Annotated in this window: 31 protein-coding genes, 1 other RNA gene and 1 pseudogene; 18 read left to right on the top strand and 15 right to left on the bottom strand. The window is 53.3% G+C overall.

Features of this window, described 5'->3' with window-relative positions; all coding sequences use genetic code 11:
• The first annotated feature begins 103 nt into the window (after positions 1-103).
• The 3 genes from ACUTQ5_RS17905 (at position 104) to ACUTQ5_RS17895 (ending at position 1,847) form a co-directional block, all read left to right on the top strand.
• Complete coding sequence (locus ACUTQ5_RS17905; RefSeq protein ID WP_445652330.1) at positions 104-1,117, top strand: helix-turn-helix domain-containing protein; 1,014 nt, start codon at positions 104-106, stop codon at positions 1,115-1,117.
• A gap of 145 nt (positions 1,118-1,262) precedes the next feature.
• Positions 1,263-1,406: a hypothetical protein gene (locus tag ACUTQ5_RS17900; protein WP_445652364.1), complete on the top strand. Its 144-nt coding sequence runs from the start codon at positions 1,263-1,265 to the stop codon at positions 1,404-1,406.
• A gap of 102 nt (positions 1,407-1,508) precedes the next feature.
• Positions 1,509-1,847 (top strand): DUF2002 family protein, encoded by a 339-nt coding sequence (locus ACUTQ5_RS17895; RefSeq protein WP_012146416.1) that lies wholly within the window; start codon positions 1,509-1,511, stop codon positions 1,845-1,847.
• Between the two features lie 29 nt (positions 1,848-1,876).
• Here the strand turns inward: ACUTQ5_RS17895 and ACUTQ5_RS17890 are convergent, their stop codons facing one another.
• Together ACUTQ5_RS17890 and ACUTQ5_RS17885 are read right to left on the bottom strand one after the other, a co-directional pair.
• The gene (locus tag ACUTQ5_RS17890) at positions 1,877-2,323 is read right to left on the bottom strand and encodes a DUF1198 family protein (protein ID WP_037422188.1); all 447 of its coding nucleotides are present in this window, start codon (positions 2,321-2,323) and stop codon (positions 1,877-1,879) included.
• A gap of 66 nt (positions 2,324-2,389) precedes the next feature.
• Positions 2,390-2,728, bottom strand: coding sequence for an MbeD/MobD family mobilization/exclusion protein (locus ACUTQ5_RS17885; protein ID WP_012146414.1), 339 nt, complete (start codon positions 2,726-2,728; stop codon positions 2,390-2,392).
• Between the two features lie 172 nt (positions 2,729-2,900).
• Between ACUTQ5_RS17885 and smrA the strand changes: the two genes are divergently transcribed.
• Positions 2,901-3,473 carry a DNA endonuclease SmrA gene (gene smrA / locus ACUTQ5_RS17880; RefSeq protein ID WP_261093257.1) on the top strand — a complete coding sequence of 191 codons (573 nt, stop codon included), beginning with the start codon at positions 2,901-2,903 and terminating at the stop codon, positions 3,471-3,473.
• A 39-nt stretch (positions 3,474-3,512) separates the two neighbouring features.
• Here smrA and ACUTQ5_RS17875 read toward each other — a convergent pair whose 3' ends face one another.
• A complete protein-coding gene (locus ACUTQ5_RS17875; RefSeq protein WP_445652329.1) occupies positions 3,513-3,926 on the bottom strand; it encodes a DoxX family protein in 414 nt (137 codons plus the stop codon).
• A 150-nt stretch (positions 3,927-4,076) separates the two neighbouring features.
• Between ACUTQ5_RS17875 and ACUTQ5_RS17870 the strand changes: the two genes are divergently transcribed.
• Positions 4,077-4,355, top strand: coding sequence for a GNAT family N-acetyltransferase (locus tag ACUTQ5_RS17870; protein ID WP_445652328.1), 279 nt, complete (start codon positions 4,077-4,079; stop codon positions 4,353-4,355).
• Positions 4,356-4,435: 80 nt separating this feature from the next.
• On the opposite strand, the gene ACUTQ5_RS17865 is transcribed toward ACUTQ5_RS17870, so the two are convergent.
• Positions 4,436-5,170, bottom strand: coding sequence for a class I SAM-dependent methyltransferase (locus ACUTQ5_RS17865; protein WP_445652327.1), 735 nt, complete (start codon positions 5,168-5,170; stop codon positions 4,436-4,438).
• A 99-nt stretch (positions 5,171-5,269) separates the two neighbouring features.
• On the opposite strand from ACUTQ5_RS17865, the pseudogene ACUTQ5_RS17860 reads away from it, so the two are divergent.
• A pseudogene (locus ACUTQ5_RS17860) lies at positions 5,270-5,428 on the top strand (LysR family transcriptional regulator); the annotation flags it as partial.
• 14 nt (positions 5,429-5,442) lie between these two features.
• Here the strand turns inward: ACUTQ5_RS17860 and ACUTQ5_RS17855 are convergent.
• The 4 genes from ACUTQ5_RS17855 to smpB form a co-directional block, all read right to left on the bottom strand.
• Positions 5,443-5,577 carry a hypothetical protein gene (locus tag ACUTQ5_RS17855; protein ID WP_445652326.1) on the bottom strand — a complete coding sequence of 45 codons (135 nt, stop codon included), beginning with the start codon at positions 5,575-5,577 and terminating at the stop codon, positions 5,443-5,445.
• 360 nt (positions 5,578-5,937) lie between these two features.
• Complete coding sequence (locus ACUTQ5_RS17850) at positions 5,938-6,552, bottom strand: hypothetical protein (RefSeq protein ID WP_060706411.1); 615 nt, start codon at positions 6,550-6,552, stop codon at positions 5,938-5,940.
• A 185-nt stretch (positions 6,553-6,737) separates the two neighbouring features.
• Positions 6,738-7,118, bottom strand: a transfer-messenger RNA (tmRNA) gene (ssrA, locus tag ACUTQ5_RS17845).
• A 49-nt stretch (positions 7,119-7,167) separates the two neighbouring features.
• Complete coding sequence (gene smpB, locus ACUTQ5_RS17840; RefSeq protein WP_135317654.1) at positions 7,168-7,650, bottom strand: SsrA-binding protein SmpB; 483 nt, start codon at positions 7,648-7,650, stop codon at positions 7,168-7,170.
• A gap of 161 nt (positions 7,651-7,811) precedes the next feature.
• Between smpB and ACUTQ5_RS17835 the strand changes: the two genes are divergently transcribed.
• Together ACUTQ5_RS17835 and ACUTQ5_RS17830 are read left to right on the top strand one after the other, a co-directional pair.
• Positions 7,812-8,246 (top strand): type II toxin-antitoxin system RatA family toxin, encoded by a 435-nt coding sequence (locus ACUTQ5_RS17835; RefSeq protein ID WP_020828273.1) that lies wholly within the window; start codon positions 7,812-7,814, stop codon positions 8,244-8,246.
• Positions 8,239-8,523 (top strand): RnfH family protein, encoded by a 285-nt coding sequence (locus ACUTQ5_RS17830; RefSeq protein ID WP_445652325.1) that lies wholly within the window; start codon positions 8,239-8,241, stop codon positions 8,521-8,523. The genes ACUTQ5_RS17835 and ACUTQ5_RS17830 overlap by 8 nt, the downstream gene beginning before the upstream one ends.
• 115 nt (positions 8,524-8,638) lie before the next feature.
• Here ACUTQ5_RS17830 and bamE read toward each other — a convergent pair whose 3' ends face one another.
• From bamE to nadK, 3 genes are all read right to left on the bottom strand, one after another.
• Complete coding sequence (bamE, locus tag ACUTQ5_RS17825) at positions 8,639-8,977, bottom strand: outer membrane protein assembly factor BamE (protein ID WP_445652324.1); 339 nt, start codon at positions 8,975-8,977, stop codon at positions 8,639-8,641.
• A 113-nt stretch (positions 8,978-9,090) separates the two neighbouring features.
• On the bottom strand, positions 9,091-10,752 hold the full coding sequence (gene recN, locus ACUTQ5_RS17820; protein ID WP_445652323.1) for a DNA repair protein RecN: 1,662 nt from the start codon (positions 10,750-10,752) through the stop codon (positions 9,091-9,093).
• A gap of 86 nt (positions 10,753-10,838) precedes the next feature.
• Positions 10,839-11,717, bottom strand: a complete 879-nt coding sequence (nadK, locus tag ACUTQ5_RS17815) for an NAD(+) kinase (RefSeq protein ID WP_445652322.1) — start codon at positions 11,715-11,717, stop codon at positions 10,839-10,841.
• Positions 11,718-11,841: 124 nt separating this feature from the next.
• Between nadK and grpE the strand changes: the two genes are divergently transcribed.
• Positions 11,842-12,414 carry a nucleotide exchange factor GrpE gene (grpE, locus tag ACUTQ5_RS17810; protein WP_020828269.1) on the top strand — a complete coding sequence of 191 codons (573 nt, stop codon included), beginning with the start codon at positions 11,842-11,844 and terminating at the stop codon, positions 12,412-12,414.
• Between the two features lie 208 nt (positions 12,415-12,622).
• On the opposite strand, the gene ung is transcribed toward grpE, so the two are convergent.
• The gene (gene ung / locus ACUTQ5_RS17805) at positions 12,623-13,306 is read right to left on the bottom strand and encodes a uracil-DNA glycosylase (RefSeq protein WP_445652321.1); all 684 of its coding nucleotides are present in this window, start codon (positions 13,304-13,306) and stop codon (positions 12,623-12,625) included.
• 346 nt (positions 13,307-13,652) lie between these two features.
• Here ung and grcA point away from each other — a divergent pair, with 346 nt between their 5' ends.
• From grcA to ACUTQ5_RS17790, 3 genes are all read left to right on the top strand, one after another.
• Complete coding sequence (grcA, locus tag ACUTQ5_RS17800) at positions 13,653-14,036, top strand: autonomous glycyl radical cofactor GrcA (RefSeq protein WP_445652320.1); 384 nt, start codon at positions 13,653-13,655, stop codon at positions 14,034-14,036.
• Positions 14,037-14,222: 186 nt separating this feature from the next.
• Positions 14,223-15,185: a phospholipase gene (locus tag ACUTQ5_RS17795; protein WP_445652319.1), complete on the top strand. Its 963-nt coding sequence runs from the start codon at positions 14,223-14,225 to the stop codon at positions 15,183-15,185.
• Positions 15,178-15,933 carry an ankyrin repeat domain-containing protein gene (locus ACUTQ5_RS17790; protein WP_445652318.1) on the top strand — a complete coding sequence of 252 codons (756 nt, stop codon included), beginning with the start codon at positions 15,178-15,180 and terminating at the stop codon, positions 15,931-15,933. The genes ACUTQ5_RS17795 and ACUTQ5_RS17790 overlap by 8 nt, the downstream gene beginning before the upstream one ends.
• A gap of 61 nt (positions 15,934-15,994) precedes the next feature.
• On the opposite strand, the gene srmB is transcribed toward ACUTQ5_RS17790, so the two are convergent.
• Positions 15,995-17,320: an ATP-dependent RNA helicase SrmB gene (gene srmB / locus ACUTQ5_RS17785; RefSeq protein WP_445652317.1), complete on the bottom strand. Its 1,326-nt coding sequence runs from the start codon at positions 17,318-17,320 to the stop codon at positions 15,995-15,997.
• A 99-nt stretch (positions 17,321-17,419) separates the two neighbouring features.
• On the opposite strand from srmB, the gene trmN reads away from it, so the two are divergent.
• Positions 17,420-18,202: a tRNA(1)(Val) (adenine(37)-N(6))-methyltransferase TrmN gene (gene trmN, locus ACUTQ5_RS17780; RefSeq protein ID WP_445652316.1), complete on the top strand. Its 783-nt coding sequence runs from the start codon at positions 17,420-17,422 to the stop codon at positions 18,200-18,202.
• Between the two features lie 39 nt (positions 18,203-18,241).
• On the opposite strand, the gene nadB is transcribed toward trmN, so the two are convergent.
• A complete protein-coding gene (gene nadB, locus ACUTQ5_RS17775; protein WP_445652315.1) occupies positions 18,242-19,843 on the bottom strand; it encodes an L-aspartate oxidase in 1,602 nt (533 codons plus the stop codon).
• A gap of 211 nt (positions 19,844-20,054) precedes the next feature.
• Between nadB and rpoE the strand changes: the two genes are divergently transcribed.
• Genes rpoE through rseC form a run of 4 tightly spaced genes read left to right on the top strand, consistent with a single transcriptional unit; the run spans position 20,055 to position 22,746 of the window.
• The gene (gene rpoE, locus ACUTQ5_RS17770) at positions 20,055-20,630 is read left to right on the top strand and encodes an RNA polymerase sigma factor RpoE (RefSeq protein ID WP_261414198.1); all 576 of its coding nucleotides are present in this window, start codon (positions 20,055-20,057) and stop codon (positions 20,628-20,630) included.
• Between the two features lie 30 nt (positions 20,631-20,660).
• Positions 20,661-21,314, top strand: a complete 654-nt coding sequence (gene rseA / locus ACUTQ5_RS17765) for an anti-sigma-E factor RseA (protein WP_012146381.1) — start codon at positions 20,661-20,663, stop codon at positions 21,312-21,314.
• Positions 21,314-22,273, top strand: coding sequence for a sigma-E factor regulatory protein RseB (gene rseB, locus ACUTQ5_RS17760; RefSeq protein ID WP_445652314.1), 960 nt, complete (start codon positions 21,314-21,316; stop codon positions 22,271-22,273). The genes rseA and rseB overlap by 1 nt, the downstream gene beginning before the upstream one ends.
• A complete protein-coding gene (gene rseC, locus ACUTQ5_RS17755) occupies positions 22,270-22,746 on the top strand; it encodes a SoxR-reducing system protein RseC (protein ID WP_445652313.1) in 477 nt (158 codons plus the stop codon). Before rseB ends, rseC begins: the two co-directional genes overlap by 4 nt.
• On the opposite strand, the gene ACUTQ5_RS17750 is transcribed toward rseC, so the two are convergent.
• Positions 22,743-23,582 carry a hypothetical protein gene (locus ACUTQ5_RS17750; protein ID WP_445652312.1) on the bottom strand — a complete coding sequence of 280 codons (840 nt, stop codon included), beginning with the start codon at positions 23,580-23,582 and terminating at the stop codon, positions 22,743-22,745. The two genes, rseC and ACUTQ5_RS17750, sit on opposite strands and share 4 nt — an antisense overlap.
• A 540-nt stretch (positions 23,583-24,122) precedes the next feature.
• Between ACUTQ5_RS17750 and lepA the strand changes: the two genes are divergently transcribed.
• On the top strand, positions 24,123-25,919 hold the full coding sequence (gene lepA / locus ACUTQ5_RS17745; protein ID WP_445652311.1) for a translation elongation factor 4: 1,797 nt from the start codon (positions 24,123-24,125) through the stop codon (positions 25,917-25,919).
• Positions 25,920-25,939 lie beyond the last annotated feature (20 nt).

The raw sequence follows: 25,939 nt of genomic DNA, 5'->3' as shown, positions 1-25,939 counted from the left end.
GGAGGGTGGCATTGGCGGCGCTATCCGGCGACCTCGATCGCGATCCGGGTCGTTAAATGATTGTTTTGACAGTACACTGCCGGTTCTGTGTGAACACAACAAGATGCCAACAATGCCACTTATTCCGCTCACTTTTCTGTTTGGTTTGCTGTGCCTGGGGTTGCTGTGCCGCCTGGGACGACCGCGGGCGCAGCTTTGGATTTTCCAGCTATTGCTGCTGTTATGTGCCTGGCAAAGTTTGCTGGTGGGTGTCCGCTATGGTTATGGCGTGACGCAATTCAATGGGGTGCAACCCTTCGGTGCGGTGGCGATCCCTGCGTTGACCTATCTGGCCTTTTTGGTCAGCACCCAGGGTCGGCTTCGCTGGCGTGAGCTCGGGCACCTGACGCCGCTGGGGCTGACGCTGTTAGCCTATCTGATCGCGCCTTGCTGGTTGGATCCCCTGATTGTTAGCGTTTATCTGGGTTACGGCGTGGCACTGCTGTATACACTGCGGCGCGGTGAGAACGGCTTACAACAGGTGGCGCTGGCGGAAAGCTGGCTCAGTTACCGGTTGTGGCGTGGTCTGGGCATGCTGTTGATAGCCATCGCGCTGGCCGAACTGGTGATTGCACTCGATTTCTCACTGTTCGATGGACGGCAAGCAGGCGTGCTGGCGACCATCGTTAACTTGCTGGTGGCCTTGAGCCTGTACCTGGTGGTGTCCCGTAGCCGCCCTCTGGATAACCCGGTGGAGCCGCTGTCGGAGCCGACGACGGAGGTCACCGAAGACGAAGAGCAACTGGCCGAGTGGTTTGACCGGGTACAACAGCGGCTGCGGCAGGATGATCTTTATCTGGAGCCCGAGCTGAATCTGGCCCGATTGGCGCGCAAAGTGGGTCTACCGACACGTCGGGTGTCACAAGCCATCAATCGGCATGCGGGCATGAATGTGTCGCAATATGTGAATCAGCTGCGTGTCCACCAGGCGGCGCAGTGGTTACTTGCCAGTGATGATCCGGTGACCGATATCATGCAGGCGGCGGGCTTTACCACCAAGTCGAACTTTAACCGCGAGTTCTTGCGTATTTATGGCGTCAATCCGAGCGAATGGCGCAGGCAACAAACGCGTAGTTAAATAATAATTCGTTATAACTCTCACATTTATCATCGGATCCCATCGGGGTGTGCTGAGCACTGTTGCTTACCCCGTTCGATGCGAGCCATCTTCGATAACTGCAATCAGTTCCAAAGAAAAACATCTCCAGCTGAATAAACGTATTTTGTCGGTCGTGATGTTCACCTTCGTTTGCTACCTGACCATCGGCCTGCCGTTGCTGAGTTTAATCCTGCTATGTGTCGGCCGGGGGGTTCTGGGCGTGCTGTTGACGCTGCGTTTGCTGCTGCAAAACCGAGAAAATCCATAGTTAAGGATTATTCCTAAACCCACATCCATACCGAAAAATTTATTGTTTCATCTCATGATTACGGTAAGGTCGCTCAGCGGTCCAGAACGAGAGGAGAAATCGATGTATTTACGGCCGGATGAAGTGGCTAGGGTGTTGGAGAATACTGGCTTTGAGCGTGATTATGTCACCGACCAGTCTTATGGTTACCGCAAGGGTGAGCACTACGTGTATGTGAATCGTGAAGCGCGGATGGGCAGAACCGCGTTGGTGATCCACCCGGCGCTAAAAGAGAAAAGCGTGCATTTTGCCACGCCGACCTCGCCGGTACGCATCAGCAATCAGTACCTTGAGTTCCCCCTGGATTTAAGCAGCGATGCCCCGAGTGCGCGTTACGGCATTCCACACGGCTTCAGCTCGCGTGATGCGCTTTCGCGCTATATCTACAGCATGTTCCAGTAATGCTTCCCCCGCCAGCGGGGGACACACTTTTACCAATTCGCAATCGCTTCCTGATTAAAACGCTCATTGTAAGCGCGGCGAAACTGCGCCAGTTCGAAAGCGTCGATATCCAGATCGGCAAAGTAAAACAGCGCGGCCTCAGTGTGTTCGGCATGCAGTTCCGGCGATAACCCGGCGCGCACCAGCGTTTCCCGCCACAGGGCTATCTGGTGGTCATCTGCCTGTTTGATAAAGGTCAGGTAGATAAACAGCAAATAGGCCGCCTGGTGCATTTCTTCGGTGTAACCGTTGTTCAGCACGCGGATAAAAGTCTGGCTGTTGCGGCTGCCCATCTCCTGAATCATGGATTCAATCAGCATCGGTTTTACTTTCAGCAGGTGGGCCAGAGAGTCGATGGCTTTGCGAGTATCGGAAGTCAGAATACGGTAACCAATAATAAATACAACGATCAGGGCAGCGATGATGATCCAGGTCATTTATGATTTATAACACTCTCAGAACGCCAGTATTTGGCAGGAGGCGCTGTGTGACAGCGCCCGGTGTCAACGCTGTTCGCCGCTGAAATTGTCGGCTGCCCGCTGTTGATGACGCAGGTGGTGGTTGAAGGTGGCAGCATCCTTGGCCAGCGCGTCCAGATGGGCGCCCAGCATTTTGATTTGCTTCACTAACGCGTGCTGTTCCGGCACTGAACTGGCGGTGCTCAGCTTGCGCACCAGCTGCTCATTTTGCATACGCAATGCGACTTCACGCTGTTTAGCCTCTTCCAGCAACTGCTGCAGTGCCTGATAGCTGTGCTGCCACTCACGGTGCTGCTTTTCGAAGCTGGCCTGCAACTCGCTCATGGCATTTTGAAACTGGGTTTCCAGCTCGCGCATTTTCATGGGATCGATCCTTTGCGGCACTCAATAATGGTTTAGCAGTATAACGAAAACTACACAGAACCTCACCCGTTGACGACAATTGCGGAAAATTCCCGGCTTGCAACCGGGGCGCGCCGTCTTACAATCTGTTTCATCCCCGGTATTAAAGGCCCAGTCTAAGAGTGGCAGAAAGATGAGCAACCAGGACAAAGACTTTTTTGAGCAGGCGATGGCGGATGTCATCCCGTTATCCAGCGCCCCCGAGACCCTGTACCTTAAACCGCAGGAGACGATGGATAAAAGTGCGCGGCGTGAGGCGCAGGCGCTGCGGCAGGAAAACTTTCTCAGTACCGGTTTTCTCGAACTGATCCCTTGCGAAGTCCCGTTGGAATACAAAGGCGAGGGGATCCAGCAGGGGGTACTGGACAAGCTGAGCCATGGCCGCTATCCGCCGCAGGCCAGCCTGAACCTGCTGAAACAATCGGTGGAGGCTGCGCGGCAAGCGCTGTTCCGCTTTATTTTGCAGGCAGAAAAGCAAAACCTGCGTTCGCTGCTGATTATCCACGGACGCGGGCGGGAAGAAGAGAGCCATGCCAATATCATTCGCAGCTATCTTGCCAAATGGTTGGCACAGTTTGAACAGGTGCAGGCTTTTTGTCGGGCGCTGCCGCGTGACGGCGGTGAAGGTGCCTGCTATGTCACGTTGCGCAAATCGGCGCAGGCCAGGGCGGATAATTTCGAGCGCCACGCCAAGCGCAGCCGTTAGAAAATAACAGCCGGCAGAGCGGCTACCGGCTGGAAGTGGCTATTTATTGAAGAATTTGTAGTCCAGTGAATAACGCCCGGCGCCGGTAACCGCCAGCAGCAGCAGCCCGCCGATAATGCTGATATTTTTAAAGAAGTTTATTTCGTTGCCCATCATTTCCATGCCGGTCATTTTCCAGAACGGGTGACCGATAAAGGCGGTGCAGAGAACATAAACGGCAAAAATAACCGCAATAGGCCGAGTAAATAACCCGAGAATAAGCGCGATGCCAAAAAAGAACTCAACCACCACGGCGATAATCGCCGCCAAATACGGCATTGGCGTACCATAACCCTCCATTGCCGTCACGGTTGCGCCAAAGCTGGTCAGCTTCATCCAGCCAAAAATGATAAACAGGATCATCAACAAGATTCGAGATAGCAGAAGAACGCCGTCTTTTGAGCTTTCACCCATTTTGAACTCCTCAGCCACTGTCACGATTATGTTGTGTTGTTGATTAAATAGTAGACTAATATCAGCTTTGTTCTAGACCCTTCATCTTTCAAGCTGCAGCTTAAAAGCTATAGGGTATAAATTTATGTATTTTTAAGATGGGATAAATTTATGGATTTTGAAATTCTGGCAGATGAAAAACGTTTCTATATAAACGATCGGCAGGGAAAAATGATAGCCGAGATATCTTTTGTGCCGAGCGGCGATAAATTAGCCATTATCGATCACACTTGGGTGGATGAGGTGTTGAAAGGCCAGGGTGTCGGTAGAAAGCTGGTGGCGTTGGTGGTGGCGAAAATGCGGGCGGAAAACCGTAAAATTATTCCGCTGTGCCCGTTTGCCAAACATGAGTTTGACACCACGCCTGAATATCAGGATATCCGTGCCTGAAGGCTGAATCATCGGTGACTTTGGGGGAGGCAGCCTCCCCAATATTGGATATGTTAAGGATTTACTACGCAGGGCAATAATTATGCGGGTTTATGGGCAGCCAGAATAAAAATCATCGGGCGTTCTTTCTCTTCGTCCAGCGCGGGGTTTTCTGCGATTTGCCGTGCCGAAGGGCCCCATTCATTGAGGTAGTTCACGACGAAACCTTGCTGCACCAGCAGATTAAGGTAACTGCCGAGCATGCGATGCTGCTTGATCACCCCTTCCGCCAACCAGTTTGAAATGCGTTGACCTTCCTGCTGATAACCGTTGACCGGCCAGGATTTTTGCCCATTTTCGTCCAGCAACCAGCCCTGCTGTTTTGGTGCGGTGTAAATCGGGTGCTCAGCGGTGAAGATAAAATGCCCACCCGGCACCAGCGCCTGATAAACCGTGGCAAACAGCCGGGCCAGATCTTCGATGTAATGCAAAGTCAGCGAGCTGTAGGCTAGATCAAAAGACAGCGATGGTAATTGAAGCTGTTCCAGATCCTGTTGACGGTATTCAATGCCGCTATCCTGAGTCATCGCCCGTGCCTTATCGAGCATTTTCTCCGACAGATCTAATCCCAAAACGCTGGCGGCACCCTGTTCACGTGCGCTGCGGCAGAACCAGCCATAACCACAGCCGAGATCGACCACACTTTTACCCTGCAAGTCCGGCAGGACGCTACGGATGGTTTGCCATTCCGGTGCGCCGTCCAGCCCCTGTACCGAGCGGCTGAGCTGGGCATAGCCGTCGAAAAAGGCCTGATTGTCATAAATGTTTTGCGTCATAACGACTCCTGTTTGAGTAAATCGCTGCCGTAAATTTAGGCAGCGTCGTCATGTTATCTGCACATCTCGCTGATTTCCATGTTAAATAAGTAGGCTTGATTAAGGCCATATTTAACCCGTGGCGATTTGGAGCCGGTGCTTGAAGCCTGGTGGCCACAATTTTCCGGTCTCTATCTCTATTATTCTGACCGCCGATTTATTCCCGCGCCATTGCGGGCCTTTATCGATTTTATCAAACAGGCGCAGGACCACGGCTGACAGGGTTGGCGAGGTTAGACCAATCGATGCTCATGCAGCTTGATGGTATTCATGATGCTGTCCATCATCACCTGTACCCGATGGGGTAACACTCCACGTTGGCGGTAAATCAGGTACGCCTGCACACCCGCCTGCGCGTTTTGGATCATAAAAATTTTTCAGTTTTATTTTTCTACAAATCACCCCGCCAGCCCGCGCCGCTGCTGGGGTTTTGCGAACAGGGCCAAACTGAAAACTTTGAAACGGATTTCAGGTTTTTACAGTTTTGACGATCTCGGCAGGATCTCGCCAAAAATCCAGTTGATTGAAAGTTAAGGGAAAAGTTTGTTTTACGTGAGTTTTATGCTTGCTGATAGGGATCGTTAGAGTTTTGGAGGAAACCTCATGACGCCAGGCGCCGCAAGGTTTCGAGGGCTGTTAAGGGGTTTAAGTCAAACTGAAAAATCTGAACAGCAGGGAGCTAACAAAAAACCCGCATGTTAATGCGGGCTTGCTGGATTCAAAAGGTTTTACTTGGGCGCTATTTCACTAAACTTAAAGATAAACTCTGGTTCTTCAAGCCCACCGCTTAAGCCCATGCTCGACTCTCTGATGCAGCTTTCATTGTCTGCTATGAATCGGCCAGAAAAGACAACGTAATCGCCTTTCTTAAGGTTTGAAGCAGCATTGAAAATTGGAGTCCTGGGAGTTAGCAAGGTGTTATCAGAGATATCAGATAGCGCGTTATTCCAAGTTTTTACCGAAATATCGCGAGTAAGTTGAATGGTTAACACCCCTTTACCGTCACTATTAGAATCAACGGTATCAACTTTACCGACCCAATCTTTTACCGATTTATTCTTCAATAAACCACATAAGGCGTCTGTACGGTCTGCTTTAACTCCGCCTTTTTGCATGTCATTGGCGGAAGCTTTCGAGCCACTGATTGCCTGCTCAACAATTTGAATGAAGCGTTTTTCCTGATCAGGGTAACTATCTTCTACCCTTTCCTTTTTGGGTTGCTCTGTAGTTGTACTGCTAGAAAGCGCTGTTGTGCTGGTAGTCTGTTTGTCCTTACCAGAGATATAACCAATTACAATAAGAACAACGAAAATTATTAAAACCCATTTTAGAAATTTTTTCATGAAATCCTCTATAAATCTCCATATTAAGGAAAGCTAATGTTAACCCTTTGAGGGGTTCGAAAAAAGCCCATAGTGAGCTGATTGATAGGGATCTCTCAGAGCCAAGGCGGTTATTGTTATGTCGCCATTTTGTCGCCACTGTAAAGAAAAAGGGGCTACGCTTTCACGTAACCCCTTGTTTTATTTGGTGGAGCTGGGGGGATTTGAACCCCCGTCCGGAATTACTACACCGTCGGCACTACATGCTTAGTCCAATCTTCACATTCGCCGGTCAGCTGCGGATGGACACGCCACTAACAAACTAGCCTGATTGGGTTTAACGCTTCAGCCCCAGGCAGGACATCCACGCGATCTCTTTTGGGTTTGACCTCTCTTGATCCCCGTCCTAAGAGCGGAGGCTAGGGAGAGAGGGAATCTTCAGTTTCTTAGGCTGATTAAGCTGCTAAAGCAGCAGATTCGAATTGCGAGTCGTTTGCAATTATTTTTTTTGCGGCTTTTAACGAGGCAAACCGCCCCTCGGCATGCTCCTAAGGCCTCACAATCCCGTCGAATCCAGAATCAGCCCCAAGTTACGTCGCGCAGTATAACAGAAGTTTTACCCGATAAGCCAGTGGCTTATCGGTTGGCGTGTTTCATGATACGGGATTTCGCCGTCTGCCATTCACGATCTTTGATGTCATCGCGCTTATCGTGTTCTTTCTTGCCTTTGGCTACGCCGATTTTGATCTTGGCCCAGGCATTTTTCCAATACATGGACAAGGCAACCACGGTGTAACCGTCACGGTTTACACGGCCGAGCAGTGAGTCCAGCTCACGTTTTTTCAGCAGGAGTTTACGGGTACGTGTCGGATCGCAGACCACATGAGTAGAAGCTACGTTGAGCGGTGAGACAGTGGCGCCAAACAGGTAGGCTTCACCATCGCGGAAGGTCACGTAGCTGTCACTAATGTTGGCTTTGCCGGCACGCAGTGATTTGACTTCCCACCCTTGCAGGGACAGGCCCGCTTCGAATTCTTCCTCAATGGAGTATTCGAAACGCGCTCGCTTGTTTTGCGCAATGGTGGCAGAGCCGGGTTTGTGTGCTTTTTTCTTTGTCATAGTGCGTTCATTATACTGGATGCGTCAGCGAAAGAAATCCTTTACCTCTCAGCACCTGCGCAATTTTTCGCATTTTTGGCCTCCGCGTTGCATAGCAGATTTTTTGTTTGCCGATAGATAAATGGTATGATTTGTACGTTTTGTGTCTCACAGGAAATGATATGCCCCAGATCAGTCGATCTGCGTTAGTGCCATTTAGTGCCGAGCAGATGTATCAGTTGGTTAACGATGTTCATTCTTATCCCGATTTTCTGCCAGGTTGTACCGGTAGCCGGGTGATTAACGCGTCCAACAACGAAATGACCGCCGCGGTAGATGTTGCCAAAGCCGGTATCAGCAAAACTTTTACCACGCGCAATACGCTGCTGGATAATCAGAGCATCAATATGCAGTTGGTTGACGGCCCGTTCCGCAAGTTGATGGGGGGCTGGCACTTTACGCCGCTCAGTCCGGAAGCCTGTAAGGTTGAGCTGCACCTGGACTTCGAATTTACCAACAAACTGATCGAGTTGGCGTTCGGCAAGGTATTTAAAGAGTTGGCCGGTAATATGGTGCAGGCATTCACCCAGCGGGCGAAAGAGGTTTACAGTGTCTGAGATACGGGTTGAGGTGGTTTATGCCTTGCCGGAGCGTCAGTATCTGCGCAATGTGAAACTGGCAGAGGGCAGCAATGTTGAGCAGGCCATTATGGCCTCCGGATTGCTGGAACTGCGCAGTGACATTGATTTGCAAAGTAACAAGGTGGGCATTTATAGCCGACCGGCCAAGTTGAGCGATGTGCTCAATGATGGCGACCGGGTGGAAATTTATCGCCCCTTGATTGCCGATCCCAAAGAGCTGCGCCGTCAACGGGCAGAGAAGGCAAAAAAATAAGGCGCTGAGTGCGCCTTATTTTTTTATCAGAATTTTATCTTCCGAGTTGCAGCCTGTGACTGTCATGAAGAACTTGATTTGTCCCTCACGGGCCGGACGACAGTTCCTGTACTGATTACTTGGTCAGCGCAGGCTTGTTCTGAATATCGGTCAATACGCCCGCGCTGTTAAAGGTCAGCGTCAGAGTTTGCTGGGTGATATTTTCATGACCCGGCTGCTGGCGGAACACATAGAACCACGTTTGAGTACCGAACGGATCCTGCAGCATTGGGGTTCCCAATGTATAAGCGACCTGTTGCTGGGTCATACCTTTTTGGATTTTAGCTACGTCGGTTGACGTCAGGTAGTTCCCTTGGTTGATGTCAGGCCGGTAAACCACCTTCTCAAAAGTAGAACAGCCTGCACTCAGCATCACAAGAACCACAGCGGCGGCAGTCAGCGTTTTACAGCGCATAGTAATCACATTCCTTTAGGGCATAGGATGCCGATGATAATAGACCTTGCAGCAGTTGGAAACCTTTACAGGGCCCCAATATGACCTCAGGAAAGTAAAAAAGTTGAGCTTTTCTATGCAGCAAGCAGTTCTTTCGCGTTTGCCAGGGTATTTCGGGTGACTTCACTGCCGCCCAAAAGACGCGCCAATTCTTGCAAACGAGCACGTTTATCCAACGGTGACATCTTCGTTTCGGTTTCCGTGCCGTCAGTCTGCTTGCTGACAAACAGGTGCTGATGCCCACAACCGGCCACCTGCGGAAGGTGGGTGACGCACATGACTTGGGTAGATTCTCCAAGTTGACGCAACAGGCGACCAACAATGGCGGCCGTCGGGCCGCTGATACCAACATCCACTTCGTCGAAAATCAGCGCCGGGGTTTCCATCTTACGAGCGGTAATCACCTGGATGGCCAGCGCAATGCGGGACAGTTCGCCACCGGAGGCCACTTTTGCCAGCGCTTGCAGCGGTTGGCCTGGGTTAGTGGACACACAGAATTCGGTGCGGGTCGCGCCTTCAGCACTCAAATGCTGCGGCTCGAAGCGGACGTCGATATTGAATTTGCCGTGCGGCATGGAGAGTGCCTGCATGCTGTCGGTAATCAACGTGGTCAGCTCAGCGGCATAATGCTGGCGTTTCTGATGTAGTTGCTCTGCCAACAACAGCGCTTGTTGATGATGCAGCGTAACCGCCTCGGTCAGGTGTTCGTGGTCGTTTTCTTGCTGTGACAGCAGCTGTTGTTCAGCCAGCATTTGCTGGTGCAACTGCGGCAGCTCTTCAGGCGCGACGTGATGTTTACGCGCCAGGTTGATTTGCCGCGACAGGCGCTGTTCGAGTTCTTGCAGGCGGTTCGGATCCAGATCCATGCGATCGGCGTAGTGGCGCAGTTCATCGCTGGCTTCACTGATTTGGATTGATGCCTCTTCAAGCATATCCAGCAGGCCACTGAGCTTTTCATCCATGCCGACCAGCTCAAGCAGCAGGTGTTTGGCGGTATAGAGCTGGCTCAGCATATTACTTTCTTCGCTATCGGCCAGTAATTGCAGGGTTTGCTGGCTGATGGTCAGCAACTGGCCGCTGTTGGCCAGGCGTTTGAATTCGGTGTCGATTTGTTCAAACTCACCGGCCTGCGGCGCAAACTCGTTCAGCTCTTTCAATTGGTATTGCAGCAGTTGTTTGCGCGCGTCGCGCTCGATGGACTGCTGCTGATGATGAGCCAGTTCGCGGCAGCTTTGGTGCCAGCGCTGGTAAGCCTGTTGCATTTGCGTTAGCAGGGCGGGTTCATCGGCGTAGGCGTCGAGCAATTGTTTTTGGTGCTCTGGTTTGAGCAACAACTGGTGGGCATGCTGGCCATGGATTTGAATCAGGCGCTGGCCGAGTTCGCGCAGTTGCGAAAGCGGGACGGCGGTGCCATTGATAAAGCCGCGGGAACGGCCATCTGCGTTGATCACCCGGCGCAGCAGGCACTCATTGCTGTCGTCCAACTGGTTCTGCTCGAGCCATTGTCGTGCAGAAGGGGTATCCGCCAGTGAGAAACGGGCGCAGATATCGGCACGGGCGGCTCCCAGCCGGACGACGTTACCATCGGCGCGATTACCGAGGCATAGCCCCAACGCGTCGATGGCGATCGATTTGCCGGCGCCGGTTTCACCGGTAATCGCCGTCATACCCGGTTGAAAATCAATTTCCAACTCACGAACGATAGCAAAATTGCTGATGGTCAATTGCGCCAGCATGGGAACCTTCCTGTGTATAAAATCATAACTGTATTTTCATACAGTATAGACTGGTTTTATATACAGTAAAGAGGCTGGTGCAGTTTTTAGAATAATTTTTTTGACCAACCCAGCTTGGTGCTTAACGTATTGAAATAGCTGTAGTCCTTTGGGTGAATAAGATTCAGATGGAAATCACTACGGCGTATCAATACCTCTTCACCTTCCTGGATTGGTAACGCGATTTGGCTGTCGCAGCTGATCTCCAGATCGCTGCCAATCTGCGAAAACTTCAGCCGGATGGTGCTGTTGCCGTTGATCACCAACGGGCGGGCCGAAAGGGTGTGTGGGAACATCGGGACCAGCGCGATGGCTTCCAGCGACGGCGTCAGGATCGGCCCGCCAGCAGAAAGCGAATAGGCGGTCGAACCGGTTGGGGTGGCGATGATCAGGCCGTCAGAGCGTTGTGAGAAGGCGAAGCGATCGTCGATATACACTTCAAACTCAATCATGTGCGCCACTTTACCGGGGTGCAGCACCACTTCGTTGATAGCGGTGCTGATGCGGCACTGCTGGTTTTCTTTGTGTACGATGGTTTCCAGCAGGAAGCGCTGTTCATCGATATATTCGCCTTCCAGCACGTCGGCCAATTGCTGCAATGCGTTGTCGGGATCAAGATCGGTCAGGAAACCGAGATTTCCACGGTTAACACCGATAACTTTTATGTCGTAACGCGCCAGCACGCGCGCTGCACCCAGCATATTACCGTCGCCACCGACCACTACGGCCAAATCGGCCTTTTGGCCAATCTCTGCCAGGCTGCCGGTGACCGCATCTTTCAGCGCCAAATCCTGGGCTATCTGCTGTTCAACCATTACCGAATAGCCTCGGGCGACCAGCCAGTGAAATAACATCTCATGTGTTGCCAGCGCCGAAGGGTGACGCGGGTGGCCAACAATGCCAATACAGGCGAATTTTTTATTCATTGTTGTGATTTTCCTCACCGGGACCAGTTTATGCCCCACATTATGACCGGTTGACTTGAAACCCCGGTTTTGATCCCCATAATAAGCCAAGTTGCGAGATTAATGCTAAAACGCGGAGATATTCATGAGTAGTAAAGAACAGAAGACGCCAAACGAGCAAGTCTCGGAAGAAATGGAACAGCAGGAAGTCTTGCCGGAAGCGGCTGAGGGCGTCGATCTGCGGGATGAGCGCATTGCTGAGCTGGAAGCTCAACTGGCCGAAGCCCAGCAGCATGAACGCGACAGCCTGCTGCGTGCCAAAGCGGAAATGGAAAACGTCCGCCGCCGCACCGAGCTGGATATTGAAAAAGCACACAAGTTTGCTCTGGAGAAATTTTCCGGCGACCTGCTGCCGGTGTTGGATAACCTGGAGCGTGCGTTGGAACTGGCGGATAAAAATAATCCGGAGCTGACGGCGATGATCGAAGGTATCGAGCTGACGCTGAAGTCCCTGCAGGACGTTGTGCGCAAGTACGGTATCGAGATCGTTGGTGATATTAACGTGCCGTTCAACCCGGATGTGCACCAGGCAATGAGCCTGATGGAATCTGCCGATCACCAGCCGAACCACGTAATGATGGTGATGCAAAAAGGCTATACGCTGAATGGTCGCCTGCTGCGCCCAGCGATGGTCGCGGTTTCCAAAGCCAAGGCTTAAGCTAATTAAGTAAAGAAAAGGCACCCTCGGGTGCCTCAGACTGATGACAAACCTCATTCCTGCCCAGAGCGAGTAGAGGCCGATAAATAAAAATCAGGAAAATCAATTTATTGATTTTCGGCTGCTCACCACAAAGCAGGAAAAACCACGCTTTTTCCTGCTTTGTCAGAAACTTAAGGCACCCTCGGGTGCCTTTTTTACGTTTGAATCAGGCTAGCGGCAGTTGCGGCAGCCAGTCGATAGGTTGCAATCCCTGTTGCACCAACAGCTGGTTGGCCTGCGAGAAGTGGCGGCAGCCGAGGAAACCCCTATGGGCGGAAAGCGGTGAAGGGTGCGGCGCTTTCAGCACGTGGTGGCGGTTGCTGTCGATAAAGTTGCCTTTCTTCTGGGCGTGAGCGCCCCACAGCAGAAACACTACGCCTTCGCGGTTTTCATTCAGCGCGGCAATCACCTTATCGGTAAAGGTTTCCCAGCCCAGCTTGGCGTGTGAATGTGCCTGGCCGCCTTCCACCGTCAACACCGTGTTCAGTAGCAGCACGCCTTGTTCCGCCCAGCTTTGCAGACAGCCGTGGTCAGGACGTTCAAAGCCAGGAATGTCGGTTGCCAGCTCTTTATACATATTCACCAGCGAAGGGGGAGCAGGTACACCGGGCAGCACCGAGAAAGACAGGCCATGGGCCTGATTCGGGCCGTGATAGGGATCCTGACCGAGGATCACCACTTTCACGTCTGCCAGTTCGGTATAACGAAAGGCGTTGAACACGTCTTTTTGCGGTGGGTAAATGGTTTTACCTGCCTGACGTTCAGCGGCAACAAAGGCAAGCGTTTCATGAAAATAGGGCTGCTCTTTCTCCTTGCCGATAACATCATGCCAGGTGAGGGAGGTGGACATAAACGCTCTCCTTTGTTTTCGTTAACAATTCACTGGGCATAGCTTACCGTTTAGCTTCACTCAGTGAAACCCGCTTTTATCCTGACGTCTTTTCGGTTGATGCAAATAATGTTGAAAATTTACAAAAATAATTGCGATGTGTCCTGCGGGGAAAATTGACATAAAACATAAACTTGCCCCTTTTCGGTGTATGGGTACCCCGTGAAAATTGACTTTAATCAAAGAATTGCCCCGGTCAGACTGGTATACAGAACAACAAGACAACAATGGTTTTACCAAATGGCCGAAACCAACATTGGGTTTTCTTTCGAAGTAGAATTTTTCGCCCTTGTACGGAGGCAACAACATGATTACTGGTATTCAAATCACTAAAGCGAACGACCAGGCGCTGGTGAACTCTTTCTGGCTGCTGGACGATGAACAATCCGAAGCTCGCTGCGTTTGTGCGAAAGCCAACTACGCGGAAGATCAGGTCGTTCCGGTCAGCGAACTGGGCCAGATCGAGTACCGTGAAGTGCCGTTGGAAATGCAATCGACCGTTCGCGTAGAAGGTGGTCAGCACCTGAATGTGAACGTGTTGCGCCGTGAAACGCTGGAAGATGCGGTTAAGCATCCGGAAAAATACCCGCAGCTGACCATCCGCGTGTCCGGTTATGCGGTGCGTTTCAACTCGCTGACGCCAGAACAGCAACGCGACGTGATTACACGTACTTTTACAGAAAGTCTGTAATTGTCCGCGTGATTAATAAGGGAGCTTCGGCTCCCTTTTTTCTTGCCGCAACGGCCAGAAAGTGAATCCTGATCACATTCCCCGCAAAGATAATCGCTCGCATTACAGAACTGCTCCGACCTGCCGATAGCTACAGCAGCACTCATTTGGGTGCGGCATAGATAAGTCTATCGACAAGGAGTTGGCATGAGTATGTCTTTGAGTTTTACCTCTGCGGTCAGCCCTGCGGCCATTCAACCCCCGCTGGCCCGTGCGATACCGGAACCCCTGAGTTCGCCACAGCCGATTGAGTCCCCAGCGACCAAAGCCCCTGCGGTCACGCTTTCCCCAAACAGTCTGAATGCGCAGAATCTGCTGAATACGCTTGTGAGCGATATGTCGGCCGCTGTGCCGGTGGCTGCCAATCAGGGCGTGACGCGTGGGCAACAGTCACAGCAAGGGGACTATACGCTGGCGTTACTGGCCAAGGATGTTTACAACACCGCCAGTCAGGGCGTTGGTGGTTTCACCCGCTTGAGCGACGGTGCCTTGCTCGGTGCAGGCATTGACCCCGCCAGTCTGCATGACTCGGCATCGGGTTTCCAGGCCGGGATCTACAGCGATAATCAGCAGTATGTATTGGCTTTTGCTGGCACCAATGATATGCGTGACTGGTTGAGCAATGTGCGTCAGGCGACCGGCTATGATGATGTGCAGTACAATCAGGCGGTCGCGGTTGCCAAAAGTGCCAAAGCGGCATTTGGCGAGGCACTGGTGATTGCCGGCCATTCGCTTGGCGGTGGTCTGGCAGCAACGGCGGCACTGGCGACTGGCACTGTGGCGGTTACTTTTAATGCCGCAGGCGTTTCCGATTACACGTTGAACCGTATGGGGCTCGATCCGGCAGCGGCGAAACAGGATGCTCAAGCGGGGGGGATCCGCCGTTACAGCGAACAATACGACATGCTGACTGGCACCCAGGAGTCCACTTCGCTAATTCCGGACGCCATCGGGCATAAAATCACATTGGCCAATAACGATACTCTGAGCGGCATTGACGACTGGCGGCCGAGTAAACATATGGATCGCAGCCTGACCGCGCACGGTATCGATAAGGTCATCAGTTCGATGGCGGAGCAAAAGCCATGGGAGATCAAGGCCAATGCCTGACAGACGGCGCGTACGGCAGACCTTGATTATCGCCATGCTGGCGTTGGTTGCGATCGCCGGTTTGCTGATGATGGCTAAGGAGCAACAGATGAATCAGGAAAACTCTCCCTTCAACGGGCACGACAATGCGGCGCTGGCCCAGGCGGTAGCGCGTGGTGACACCAAGGGTATCCTCGAACAGGCAACGCAGGGGCGTCTGAGCGAGCAGGGCGACCGTCAGGTTACTTTGCTGCAATGGGCAATACTGGCACAGCAACCGCAAAGTCTGGCCTTACTGCTGGAGCTGGGGGCTGATGCCTCCATTCCGGGGCTGGATGGCAACAGCGCGCTGCATACTGCGGCGGCGGTGCAGGACTCGCAGTATTTGCGGCTGTTGCTGGAGCAGGGGGGAGCGGTTAACCCACGTAACGCGGTAACCGGTGCCACACCCCTGGCGACTGCCGTATTGGCCGGGCGGGAAGAGCAACTGCGGTTACTGTTGGTCTCCGGGGGCGATGTCACGTTGAGCGATCGGCTGGGCGATACGCCTTTGCATGTCGCGGCAAAAACCAATGCGCCGCAGTTGGCGTTGATGCTGTTGCAGGCGGGGGCGGATGCCAAGGCTCGCAATCAGCAGGGGATGGCCTTTCAGTTCTATTTCTCACAAACGCCAATGTCGTTGCAGAGTGAAGAAATGCGCGAGGGTTCTCGACAACTGAATGCCTGGTTGAAAGGCCATCAGCAGGCAACGCATTATGCACAACTGTAAGCGGGCATAAAAAAACCGCCTTCAGGTTAATGGAAGGCGGTTTTTATTCACTACGGCAGCATTACTTCGCGCCGTTGCTCTCAGGTTTTGCCTTCGGCTGGCGACGTTTGCCCACGTTTTTCGCATCGCGATGACGTACTTTCACCTTGGCTTTTTCTTTGTTCTTTTCTTTGTCGGCTGCGCGTTTGGCAAGCACCTTCTTGGAAGGCTTGCCGTTGCTTTTTTCGCTCGGCACTTTGGTTGACGGACGCAGCTCTTCGATCACCCGCGCTTTCAACGGCTCGTTCAGGTAACGGCCCACTTTGCCCAGCAGCAGGTGGTCGTGTGCCTCAACCAGCGAGATCGCGGTACCTTTACGCCCGGCACGACCGGTACGGCCGATGCGGTGCAGGTAGGTATCCGCCGTGCGCGGCATGTCGAAGTTGAACACGTGGGTGATATCCAGAATATCCAGACCACGGGCAGCAACGTCGGTGGCGACCAGCACGTTGACACGGCCGTCCATCATGCGTTTTACCGCTTCGTTACGCTTGGCCTGCACCATTTCGCCTTCGAGGTAACAGGTATTAATACCGGCCTCGCGCAGCCAGGCTGCCAGCTCATGCACGCGCTCACGCTTACGCACGAAGATCACGGATTTCTGCACGTCCGGTTGTTGCAGCAAATGCACCAGCAGGGCGGTTTTATGTGCCACATCGTCGGCGCGGTAGTACCACTGCAGGATCTTTTTGCGCTCGCGGCGTGACGGGTCAGCTTCGACTTCTACCGGCTCTTTCAGAATACGTTCGGCGAATTCGCGGATGGCATCGCCTTCCAGCGTCGCGGAGAACAGCAGGGTCTGGTTACGCCAGCGGGTTTCGGCGGAAATGGTTTCGATGTCCTGCGCGAAGCCCATGTCGAGCATGCGGTCGGCTTCATCGAGGATCAGCGTTTCTACCGCGCGGCAGTCGAAGTTTTCTTCTTTAATGTACTGCAGCAGACGACCGGTAGTGGCAACGACCACGTCCTGGTTTTCGCTGAAGACTTCCGCGTGGTTCATATAGGCGACGCCACCGGTGATGGTAGCGATATCCAGCGAAGTATGAGCAGCCAGTTCACGTGCCTGATCGGCTACCTGCATCGCCAGCTCGCGTGTCGGGGTCAGGATCAGTACGCGCGGTGGGCCGGACTTCTTGCGTGGGAAGTCGAGCAGATGTTGCAATACCGGCAGCAAAAATGCAGCGGTCTTGCCGGTGCCGGTCGGCGCCGAACCCAATACGTCGCGCCCATCCATCGCAGGCGGGATCGCCTCGGCTTGAATGGCGGTTGGGCGTTCGTAGCCTTTATCACGCAGGGCGTTGATCAGGCGTTCATCGAGTTCGAGCTCGGAAAAATTGGTTACTGTCATGGTCTACCTCTACTTGGGGCGCCGATTATAGACGGGTTGGCCGCGTTCTTCACCTATTTAAGCGGAAAGCATCTCTTTTCCCAAAAATCAGATTGCCTTATGCTACGCCAGTTTTGTATTCAGGTGGTTATTGTGAGCACTCAATCGAAAGCGAATTTTACTCCGCGTCGCGGCGGTTTTACCTTTAAGCAATTTTTTGTTGCTCACGATCGCTGTGCAATGAAAGTGGGTACCGACGGCGTGTTGCTCGGTGCATGGGCCCCCCTGGCGCAGGCACAACGGGTGCTGGACATCGGCAGTGGCAGCGGATTGATCGCGCTGATGCTGGCGCAGCGTACCGCCGAGAACGTGCAGATTGACGCTGTAGAGCTGGATGAAGCCGCCGCTGCACAGGCGAATGACAATGTGCTGGAATCCCCCTGGTCGCCGCGCATTCGGGTACATGCGCAGGATATTCACCATTTTTCCCAGCATCATGCCGGTGAATATGATTTGATCGTCAGCAACCCGCCGTATTTCGAGCCTGCGGTTGCCTGTCGTGACCAGGCGCGACACAACGCACGCTATACCGAAACCCTGACCCACGATGCCCTGCTGGCCAGTGCGGAACAGTTAATCGCGCCGCAGGGGACTTTTTGCGTGGTGCTGCCGCATGACATTGGCGAAGCTTTCGAAACTAATGCCCAACGCCGTGGCTGGCATACTGCGCAGCGACTGAATGTCAGCGATCGTGCGGATACGCCGATGCACCGGGTACTGTTAGCCCTGGTGCGTCAGCCTGCGGAAGATGCAACCGAGCAGAAGCTGGCGATTAAGTTGGCCGATGGCAGTTACACCGATGATTTTCGCCGTCTGATTACCGATTTCTACTTGTTTTACTGAGATGAAAAGGGCACCGCTATTGGTGCCCTAGCGATGCGATTAAGGCTGCAGAATGGTCGGCAACGCTTCCGGCAGCAGGTCCGGATAGTCCAGCGTATAGTGCAATCCACGGCTTTCCTTGCGTTCCAGGGCGCTGCGGACGATAAGCTCCGCCACCTGTACCAAATTGCGCAGTTCCAGCAGGTTGTTGGAGATGCGGAAGTTGGCGTAGTACTCGTCAATTTCTGCCTGCAAGGTATTGATGCGGCGCAGCGCTCGCTCCAGCCGTTTGGTGGTGCGCACTATCCCTACGTAGTCCCACATAAACAAGCGCAATTCATGCCAGTTATGTTGGATCACCACTCGTTCATCAGCGTCGTCCACCCGGCTTTCATCCCACTGCGGCAGCTGTTTCGCCAGCTTGATAAACGGCAGACGCATCATGATGTCTTCCGCTGCCGACCAACCGTAGACCAGACATTCCAGCAGTGAGTTGGATGCCATGCGGTTAGCGCCGTGCAGGCCGGTATAGCTGACCTCGCCAATGGCATATAGCCCGTCAAGATCGGTACGACCATGCTGATCGACCATCACACCCCCGCAGGTATAGTGCGCGGCGGGGACGATAGGGATCGGCTGGCGGGTCAGGTCAAAGCCCAGCGTCAGCAGTTTTTCATGGATCATCGGGAAATGCTGGGTAATGAATTCAGCCGGTTTATGGCTGATGTCCAGATACATGCAGTCCGCACCCAGACGCTTCATTTCGTGGTCGATGGCTCGCGCGACTACGTCTCGTGGTGCCAGTTCGCCGCGAGGGTCAAAATCGGGCATAAAGCGGCTGCCGTCCGGGCGTTTCAGATAGGCACCTTCACCGCGCAACGCTTCGGTCAGCAGGAAGTTACGCGCCTGCGGATGGAACAGGCAGGTCGGGTGGAACTGATTGAACTCCAGGTTGGCGACGCGGCAACCTGCGCGCCAGGCCATGGCGATACCGTCGCCGGACGAGATATCCGGGTTGGTGGTGTATTGATACACTTTGGCTGCACCGCCGGTAGCCAGCACCACGGTTTTGGCGCGGTAGGTTTCTACCTGCTCCAACTCGCGGTTCCACACATAGGCGCCGACGACCCGGCGAGTGCCCGGCAGGCCGATTTTGTTCGAGGTGATCAGATCGACCGCATTACGGCGTTCCATCACGCAAATATTGGGGTGGTTGCTTGCTTTCCCCACAAGGGTAGTCTCTACTTCTTTACCTGTAGCATCAGCGGCATGCAGGATACGGCGGTGGCTGTGCCCCCCTTCCCGCGTCAGGTGGTAATGAGCTTCGCCCTGAGCGTTGACCTCGGTGTCGAACAATACCCCCTGATCGATCAACCACTGCACGCAGTGGCGCGCATTGCCGGCGATAAACTCAACGGCGTCTTTGTCACACAGGCCGGCTCCGGCAATCAAAGTGTCATCTACGTGTGAGGCAATGCTGTCCGTTTCATCGAAAACCGCGGCGATCCCGCCTTGGGCATAAAATGTGGCGCCTTCGTTGAGCGGCCCCTTGCTGAGTACGGTAACCTTGCAATGCTGCGCCAGGCGCAGCGCCAGTGACAGGCCGGCAGCACCGCTACCGACGATCAGTACATCGCTAACATGTTCAGATGATGGTTGCATAGCGTATGATGTGCAGAAGAAGAGTGAAATTCATGTTAGCCTAATTGTCCGGGCAAAAGCCACGGATGGGTGACATCAACATAAAAAACAATGGCCATACGGAACTTCGTGTTCTGTATGAACTCCAAGCGAGTGCTTGCTCAGGAAAATAATGTATGGCTGGCAGTACAATTTTACGCGTGGAGACGGATTTGGGGAGAGTTTACCTCGGATGAGCGAGCAGTTAACGGATCAAGTTCTGGTTGAGCGGGTCCAAAAGGGCGATCAGCAATCGTTTAACTTACTGGTAATTCGTTACCAGCATAAAGTGGCGAGTCTCGTTTCCCGGTATGTACCGCAGGGCGATGTGCCTGATGTGGTACAGGAGTCGTTTATTAAAGCCTATCGCGCACTGGAATCGTTCCGTGGGGATAGCGCTTTCTATACCTGGTTGTATCGAATTGCTGTGAATACGGCAAAAAATTATTTGGTGGCTCAGGGCCGTCGTCCGCCATCCAGCGATGTGGATGCCAACGATGCCGAAAATTACGAAAGTGCGGGTGCACTGAAAGAAATTTCGAACCCTGAGAACTTAATGTTGTCAGAAGAGCTGAGACAGATAGTTTTCCGTACCATTGAGTCTCTCCCTGAGGATCTTCGCATGGCGATTACCCTGCGGGAGCTGGATGGTTTAAGCTACGAAGAGATAGCTGCCATCATGGATTGCCCGGTCGGAACCGTACGTTCGCGTATTTTCCGCGCCAGGGAGGCTATCGATAATAAAGTTCAACCGCTGATTCAACGTTAGCAATGGCGGACACAGGAAGGGTACTTAGGCATGCAGAAAGAAAAGCTTTCCGCTCTGATGGATGGGGAATCGCTCGACAGCGAGCTGCTGAGTTCGTTGTCTAAAGACAGAGCGCTTCAACAAAGCTGGCAGAGCTATCACCTGATACGTGACACACTACGGGGTGATATCGGACAAGTCATGCATCTCGATATCGCAGATCGTGTTGCTGCTGCACTTGAGAAAGAACCTGCACGTCTGGTTCCTTCTGCAGTTCCGGAATCTCAGCCGCAACCTCACACCTGGCAGAAAATGCCGTTCTGGCACAAAGTCCGCCCTTGGGCTAGTCAGATCACTCAGATTGGTATGGCGGCCTGCGTGTCGCTGGCGGTGATTGTAGGCGTACAGCAATACAACCAACCGGCTGCACAATCTGGTGCCGCTGAATCACCGGCGTTTAATACCCTGCCAATCATGGGGCAGGCGTCACCGGTTAGCCTCGGCGTACCGGCAGACAGTTTCTCCACCGGCAGCGGTCAACAGCAGCAGGTGCAGGAACAGCGCAAACGCATTAACGCTATGCTGCAGGATTATGAGTTGCAACGTCGTTTGCATTCTGATCAACTGCAGCTTGAGCAAAGCACCCCACAACAGGCTGCCGTTCAGGTTCCCGGAACTCAGTCTTTAGGAATGCAACAGCAGTAATGAAGCAAATTTGGTTCTCCGTCTGTCTATTGACGGGCAGCCTGCTCTACTCAAACATCGCCCCGGCGCAGCCCTCTGCGTCCGGGGCGTTGTTACAACAGATGAGCAGTGCCAGCCGTTCGCTCAATTATGAACTCGCCTATATCAGCATCAGCAAGCAGGGGATTGAATCACTGCGCTATCGTCATGCGGTGATTGACCAGCAGCCGCTCGGCCAATTACTGCATATGGACGGTCCGCGCCGTGAAGTGCTGCAACGGGGTGGTGGGATTAGCTATTTCGAACCCGGCCTGGAGCCCTTTACGCTGTCGGGCGATCACATCGTCGATGCGTTGCCGGCCATTGTTTATGCTGATTTTGACCGTCTGGCGAAATATTACGATTTTATCTCCGTCGGCAGCACCCGCATTTCCGATCGTCCCTGCGAAGTGATCCGCGTGGTTGCTCGTGATGGTTCACGCTATAACTATATTGTCTGGATGGATGAAGCTACCAAGCTGCCGTTACGGGTGGATTTGATCGACCGTGATGGCGAAACGCTTGAACAGTACCGGGTGATTTCGTTTGTCGTCGGATCGCAAGTACAAGGCGCAATGCAGGGGCTGATCAAGGCTAACCTGCCACCCTTGCTGTCGCTCCCGGCGGTAGATAAAATCAAGTTGAGCTGGAGCACCGGCTGGTTGCCTGCTGGGGTCGATGAAGTTGCACGTAACCGCCGCAAGTTGCCGAATGTGACCGAACCCGTTGAGTCGCGGCTCTACAGCGACGGCTTGTTCAGTTTTTCGGTCAACGTCAGCCCTGCGGGCAGCGGTGCCGGCCAGCAATATTATCGCCAGGGTCGTCGTACTATCCAAACCGAAGTCCGTAACGGCAATGAGATCACTATCGTTGGCGAACTGCCGCCGGCAACGGCCAAGCGAATCGCTGACAGCATTTCCTTCAAGGTGTCACCACAATGATGAAAGAGTGGGCCACGGTCGTTTCGTGGCAACAGGGCGTGGCGCTGCTGCGCTGTGAGCCGAAAGCCGGATGTGGCAGTTGTACTGCCCGTTCTGGCTGTGGCGCACGGGCGTTGAATGAACTGGTGCCGGAAACCGAACACCAGTTACAGGTTCATATCGCGCAGCCACTTGAACCGGGACAGCGGGTTGAGGTGGGGATTGCGGAAGGCAGCCTGCTGCGCTCAGCAATGCTGGTTTATCTGACGCCGCTATTGGGCATGATGCTGGGGGGCAGTCTGTTGCAATACTGGCTGGGTACCGATGCTTCTGCCGCGATTGGCGCACTGCTCGGCGGTGTTGCGGCCTTTATGTTGGCGCGTAGTTTGGCACACCGCCTCGGTGAACAGGCAAATTACCAACCCGTCGTTCTGCAAATTGGTTTACCGCCTGGGGCCATGCGCCTGAAAACGGAAAACCAGCCTCTGTGTTAAAACTGCTGCCGCGTCATCGCCGGGTTATGGTAGGCGGTGATGCGGGTGTAGATCATATGCTCCAGCAGCGCGATAAACAGATCGGCGCTGAGCAGCGAAAAATAGCCGATAGTAAATAATGCATTGCCCTGATTATCCAACAGGCGAATGGTGCCGCGCTGCGGATTATTTTCCAGTTCGCGGATCTGCTCAATCGGGATAGACCCCTGAGGTGTGATCAGTGCCGTTGAACTCAGGTTCAACGTTTGGGCCGATTGTCCTTTCCGATGGTCAGCCAGCAATTGAGTCAGCCAGCGAGCGCCGCAACTGAGATAGTGAAATGACAGCACTTCCCCCTGATACAGTGCATTCAAGGCCAGTGGTCCACGCTGTTGGATCTGCTGAGCGATAATGGTATCGGCCAGCCGCATGGAGTGGGAAACATTGCTGAACACCGGACACCAGGGGTGATCGGCCGACGCGCGAAACGCCATTACATCCAAGACTCCTCTGAACAAACGACCGCCGCGAAAACGATAAATATCACCAATTTTTTCAAAGGGAATAAATCGTTCTTTATGACTATATGGGTTAATCACCCGGACACCGTGTTCGTACAGGCGATAGGTCAATGCCGGCCGCAGGTAATGGCGCAGTGCCAGCAGGATACAGCCGAGTAAAATAGTCGCTGCGCCGGTTTGCAGTAAGGTCAGTACCTCATTTTCATCCATGTTGCTCAGCAGCGGCAGCAACAGCAGTGCCGCACCGAGAGTTAGCAGCAGCGCTGCCGCTGCAAGAATGCCCCAATTGACCTTTGAAAAATCGTGCCGGCTCAGCATTTGCCCTTTATCGATCATTATGCACCTTCCAATCAACACGCAGAGATATGCTGGTGAACCCCGGTGGGCATGCCGATGTAGTGCCCTGAATTATGTTTTATCGCGGTGTTCACCTTCATTTCTATAGGAGCAGCCGGCGAGCGTACATCGGGTTTTTCCTAAAGCCCGGAGAGCAAAGTACAATTCTAAGATGTTGATCCGAATATTATTTTATTCGGAATTAGGAGAGGGTTTATTGCGTTATTGGCGGTTATGTATTAATACACGATCCTGACAGCGGCAGGCGAGGCAATATGGGGGGAAGATTGTTATCACTTACCGTTTTGACCGCGTTGGGCTTTGTTAACATCCGCTTTCATAACCCGGAGCGCTCTGTAACATTAAAGTGTACATAATAGAACGCCTTCGCTGCACCGATCGCTAGGTTTTCAGTGGTGTGGCATGTAGAATGCAGCGATTCAGGCGCAAGACGGCCGAACCCATTCACTGTCGCTTTAGGTCCATGCGGGTTTCTATAGGCGAGTAATTCAGAAATACCAAGGCAGAAAAACTTTTATAATGAAGCACATACGAAATTTCTCCATTATTGCCCACATTGACCACGGTAAGTCGACGCTGTCCGACCGTATTATCCAAATCTGCGGTGGCTTGACCGAACGTGAAATGGCCGCGCAGGTGCTCGATTCTATGGATCTTGAGCGCGAGCGTGGCATTACCATCAAAGCGCAGAGCGTGACGCTGGATTATAAGGCGCAAGACGGCCAAACCTACCAGCTCAACTTTATCGACACGCCTGGGCACGTTGACTTCTCCTACGAGGTTTCCCGTTCACTGGCCGCCTGTGAAGGCGCACTGCTGGTGGTTGATGCCGGGCAGGGCGTAGAAGCCCAGACGCTGGCCAACTGCTACACCGCGCTGGATATGAATCTGGAAGTGGTGCCGGTACTGAACAAAATTGACTTGCCGGCAGCCGATCCCGATCGCGCCGCGCAGGAAATTGAAGACATCGTTGGTATCGACGCTACCGATGCGGTGCGTTGCTCGGCCAAAACCGGCGTTGGCGTACCAGAAGTGCTCGAACGCCTGGTGCGTGATATTCCGGGGCCGGCAGGCGATCCGGAAGCGCCACTGCAGGCACTGATCATTGACTCCTGGTTCGATAACTACCTGGGCGTAGTTTCCTTGGTGCGCGTCAAGAATGGCACCATGCGTAAGGGCGACAAGATCAAGGTCATGAGCACCGGCCAAACCTATAATGCCGATCGTCTGGGCATCTTCACCCCGAAACGTGTCGATCGCGACGTGTTAAACTGTGGTGAAGTAGGCTGGTTGGTCTGTGCAATTAAAGACATCCTTGGCGCACCGGTGGGCGATACCCTGACACTGGCTCGTCAACCGGCGGACAAAGCCTTGCCGGGCTTCAAAAAAGTGAAGCCGCAGGTTTACGCAGGCTTGTTCCCGATCAGCTCCGACGACTATGAATCCTTCCGCGATGCGCTGGGCAAGCTGAGCCTGAACGACGCCTCTCTGTTCTACGAGCCAGAGAGCTCCACTGCGCTGGGCTTCGGCTTCCGCTGTGGCTTCCTCGGCCTGTTGCACATGGAGATCATTCAGGAACGTCTGGAGCGTGAATACGATCTGGAGCTGATCACCACCGCGCCAACGGTAGTGTATGAAGTGGAAACCACCAGCAAAGAGACTATCTACGTTGATAGCCCATCCAAGCTGCCGCCACTCAATAACATCGAAGAGCTGCGTGAACCGATCGCCGAATGCCACATGCTGATGCCGCAGGAATTCCTGGGTAACGTGATCACTCTGTGTATCGAGAAACGCGGCGTGCAGACCAACATGGTTTACCACGGTAATCAGGTTGCGCTGACTTACGAAATTCCAATGGCAGAAGTGGTACTCGACTTCTTCGACCGTCTGAAATCTACCTCGCGCGGTTATGCGTCACTGGATTACAACTTCAAACGCTTCCAGACCTCTGACATGGTGCGTGTCGACGTGTTGATCAACAACGAGCGCGTGGATGCGTTGGCGCTGATCACTCACCGCGATAATTCGCAGTACCGTGGCCGTGAGCTGGTAGAGAAGATGAAAGAGCTGATCCCACGTCAGCAGTTCGATATTGCCATCCAGGCCGCGATCGGTACCCATATCATCGCGCGTTCGACGGTGAAACAGCTGCGTAAAAACGTTTTGGCGAAATGCTATGGCGGTGACGTCAGCCGTAAGAAGAAGCTGCTGCAGAAACAGAAAGACGGTAAGAAACGCATGAAGCAGGTGGGTAACGTCGAGTTGCCGCAAGAAGCGTTCCTGGCCATTCTGCACGTTGGCAAGGACAAGTAAGTAACAGCGATAAAGTCGCG

This window comes from Serratia sp. NA_112.1, assembly GCF_052691715.1.
This window is presented reverse-complemented; position numbering and strand designations above follow the sequence as displayed.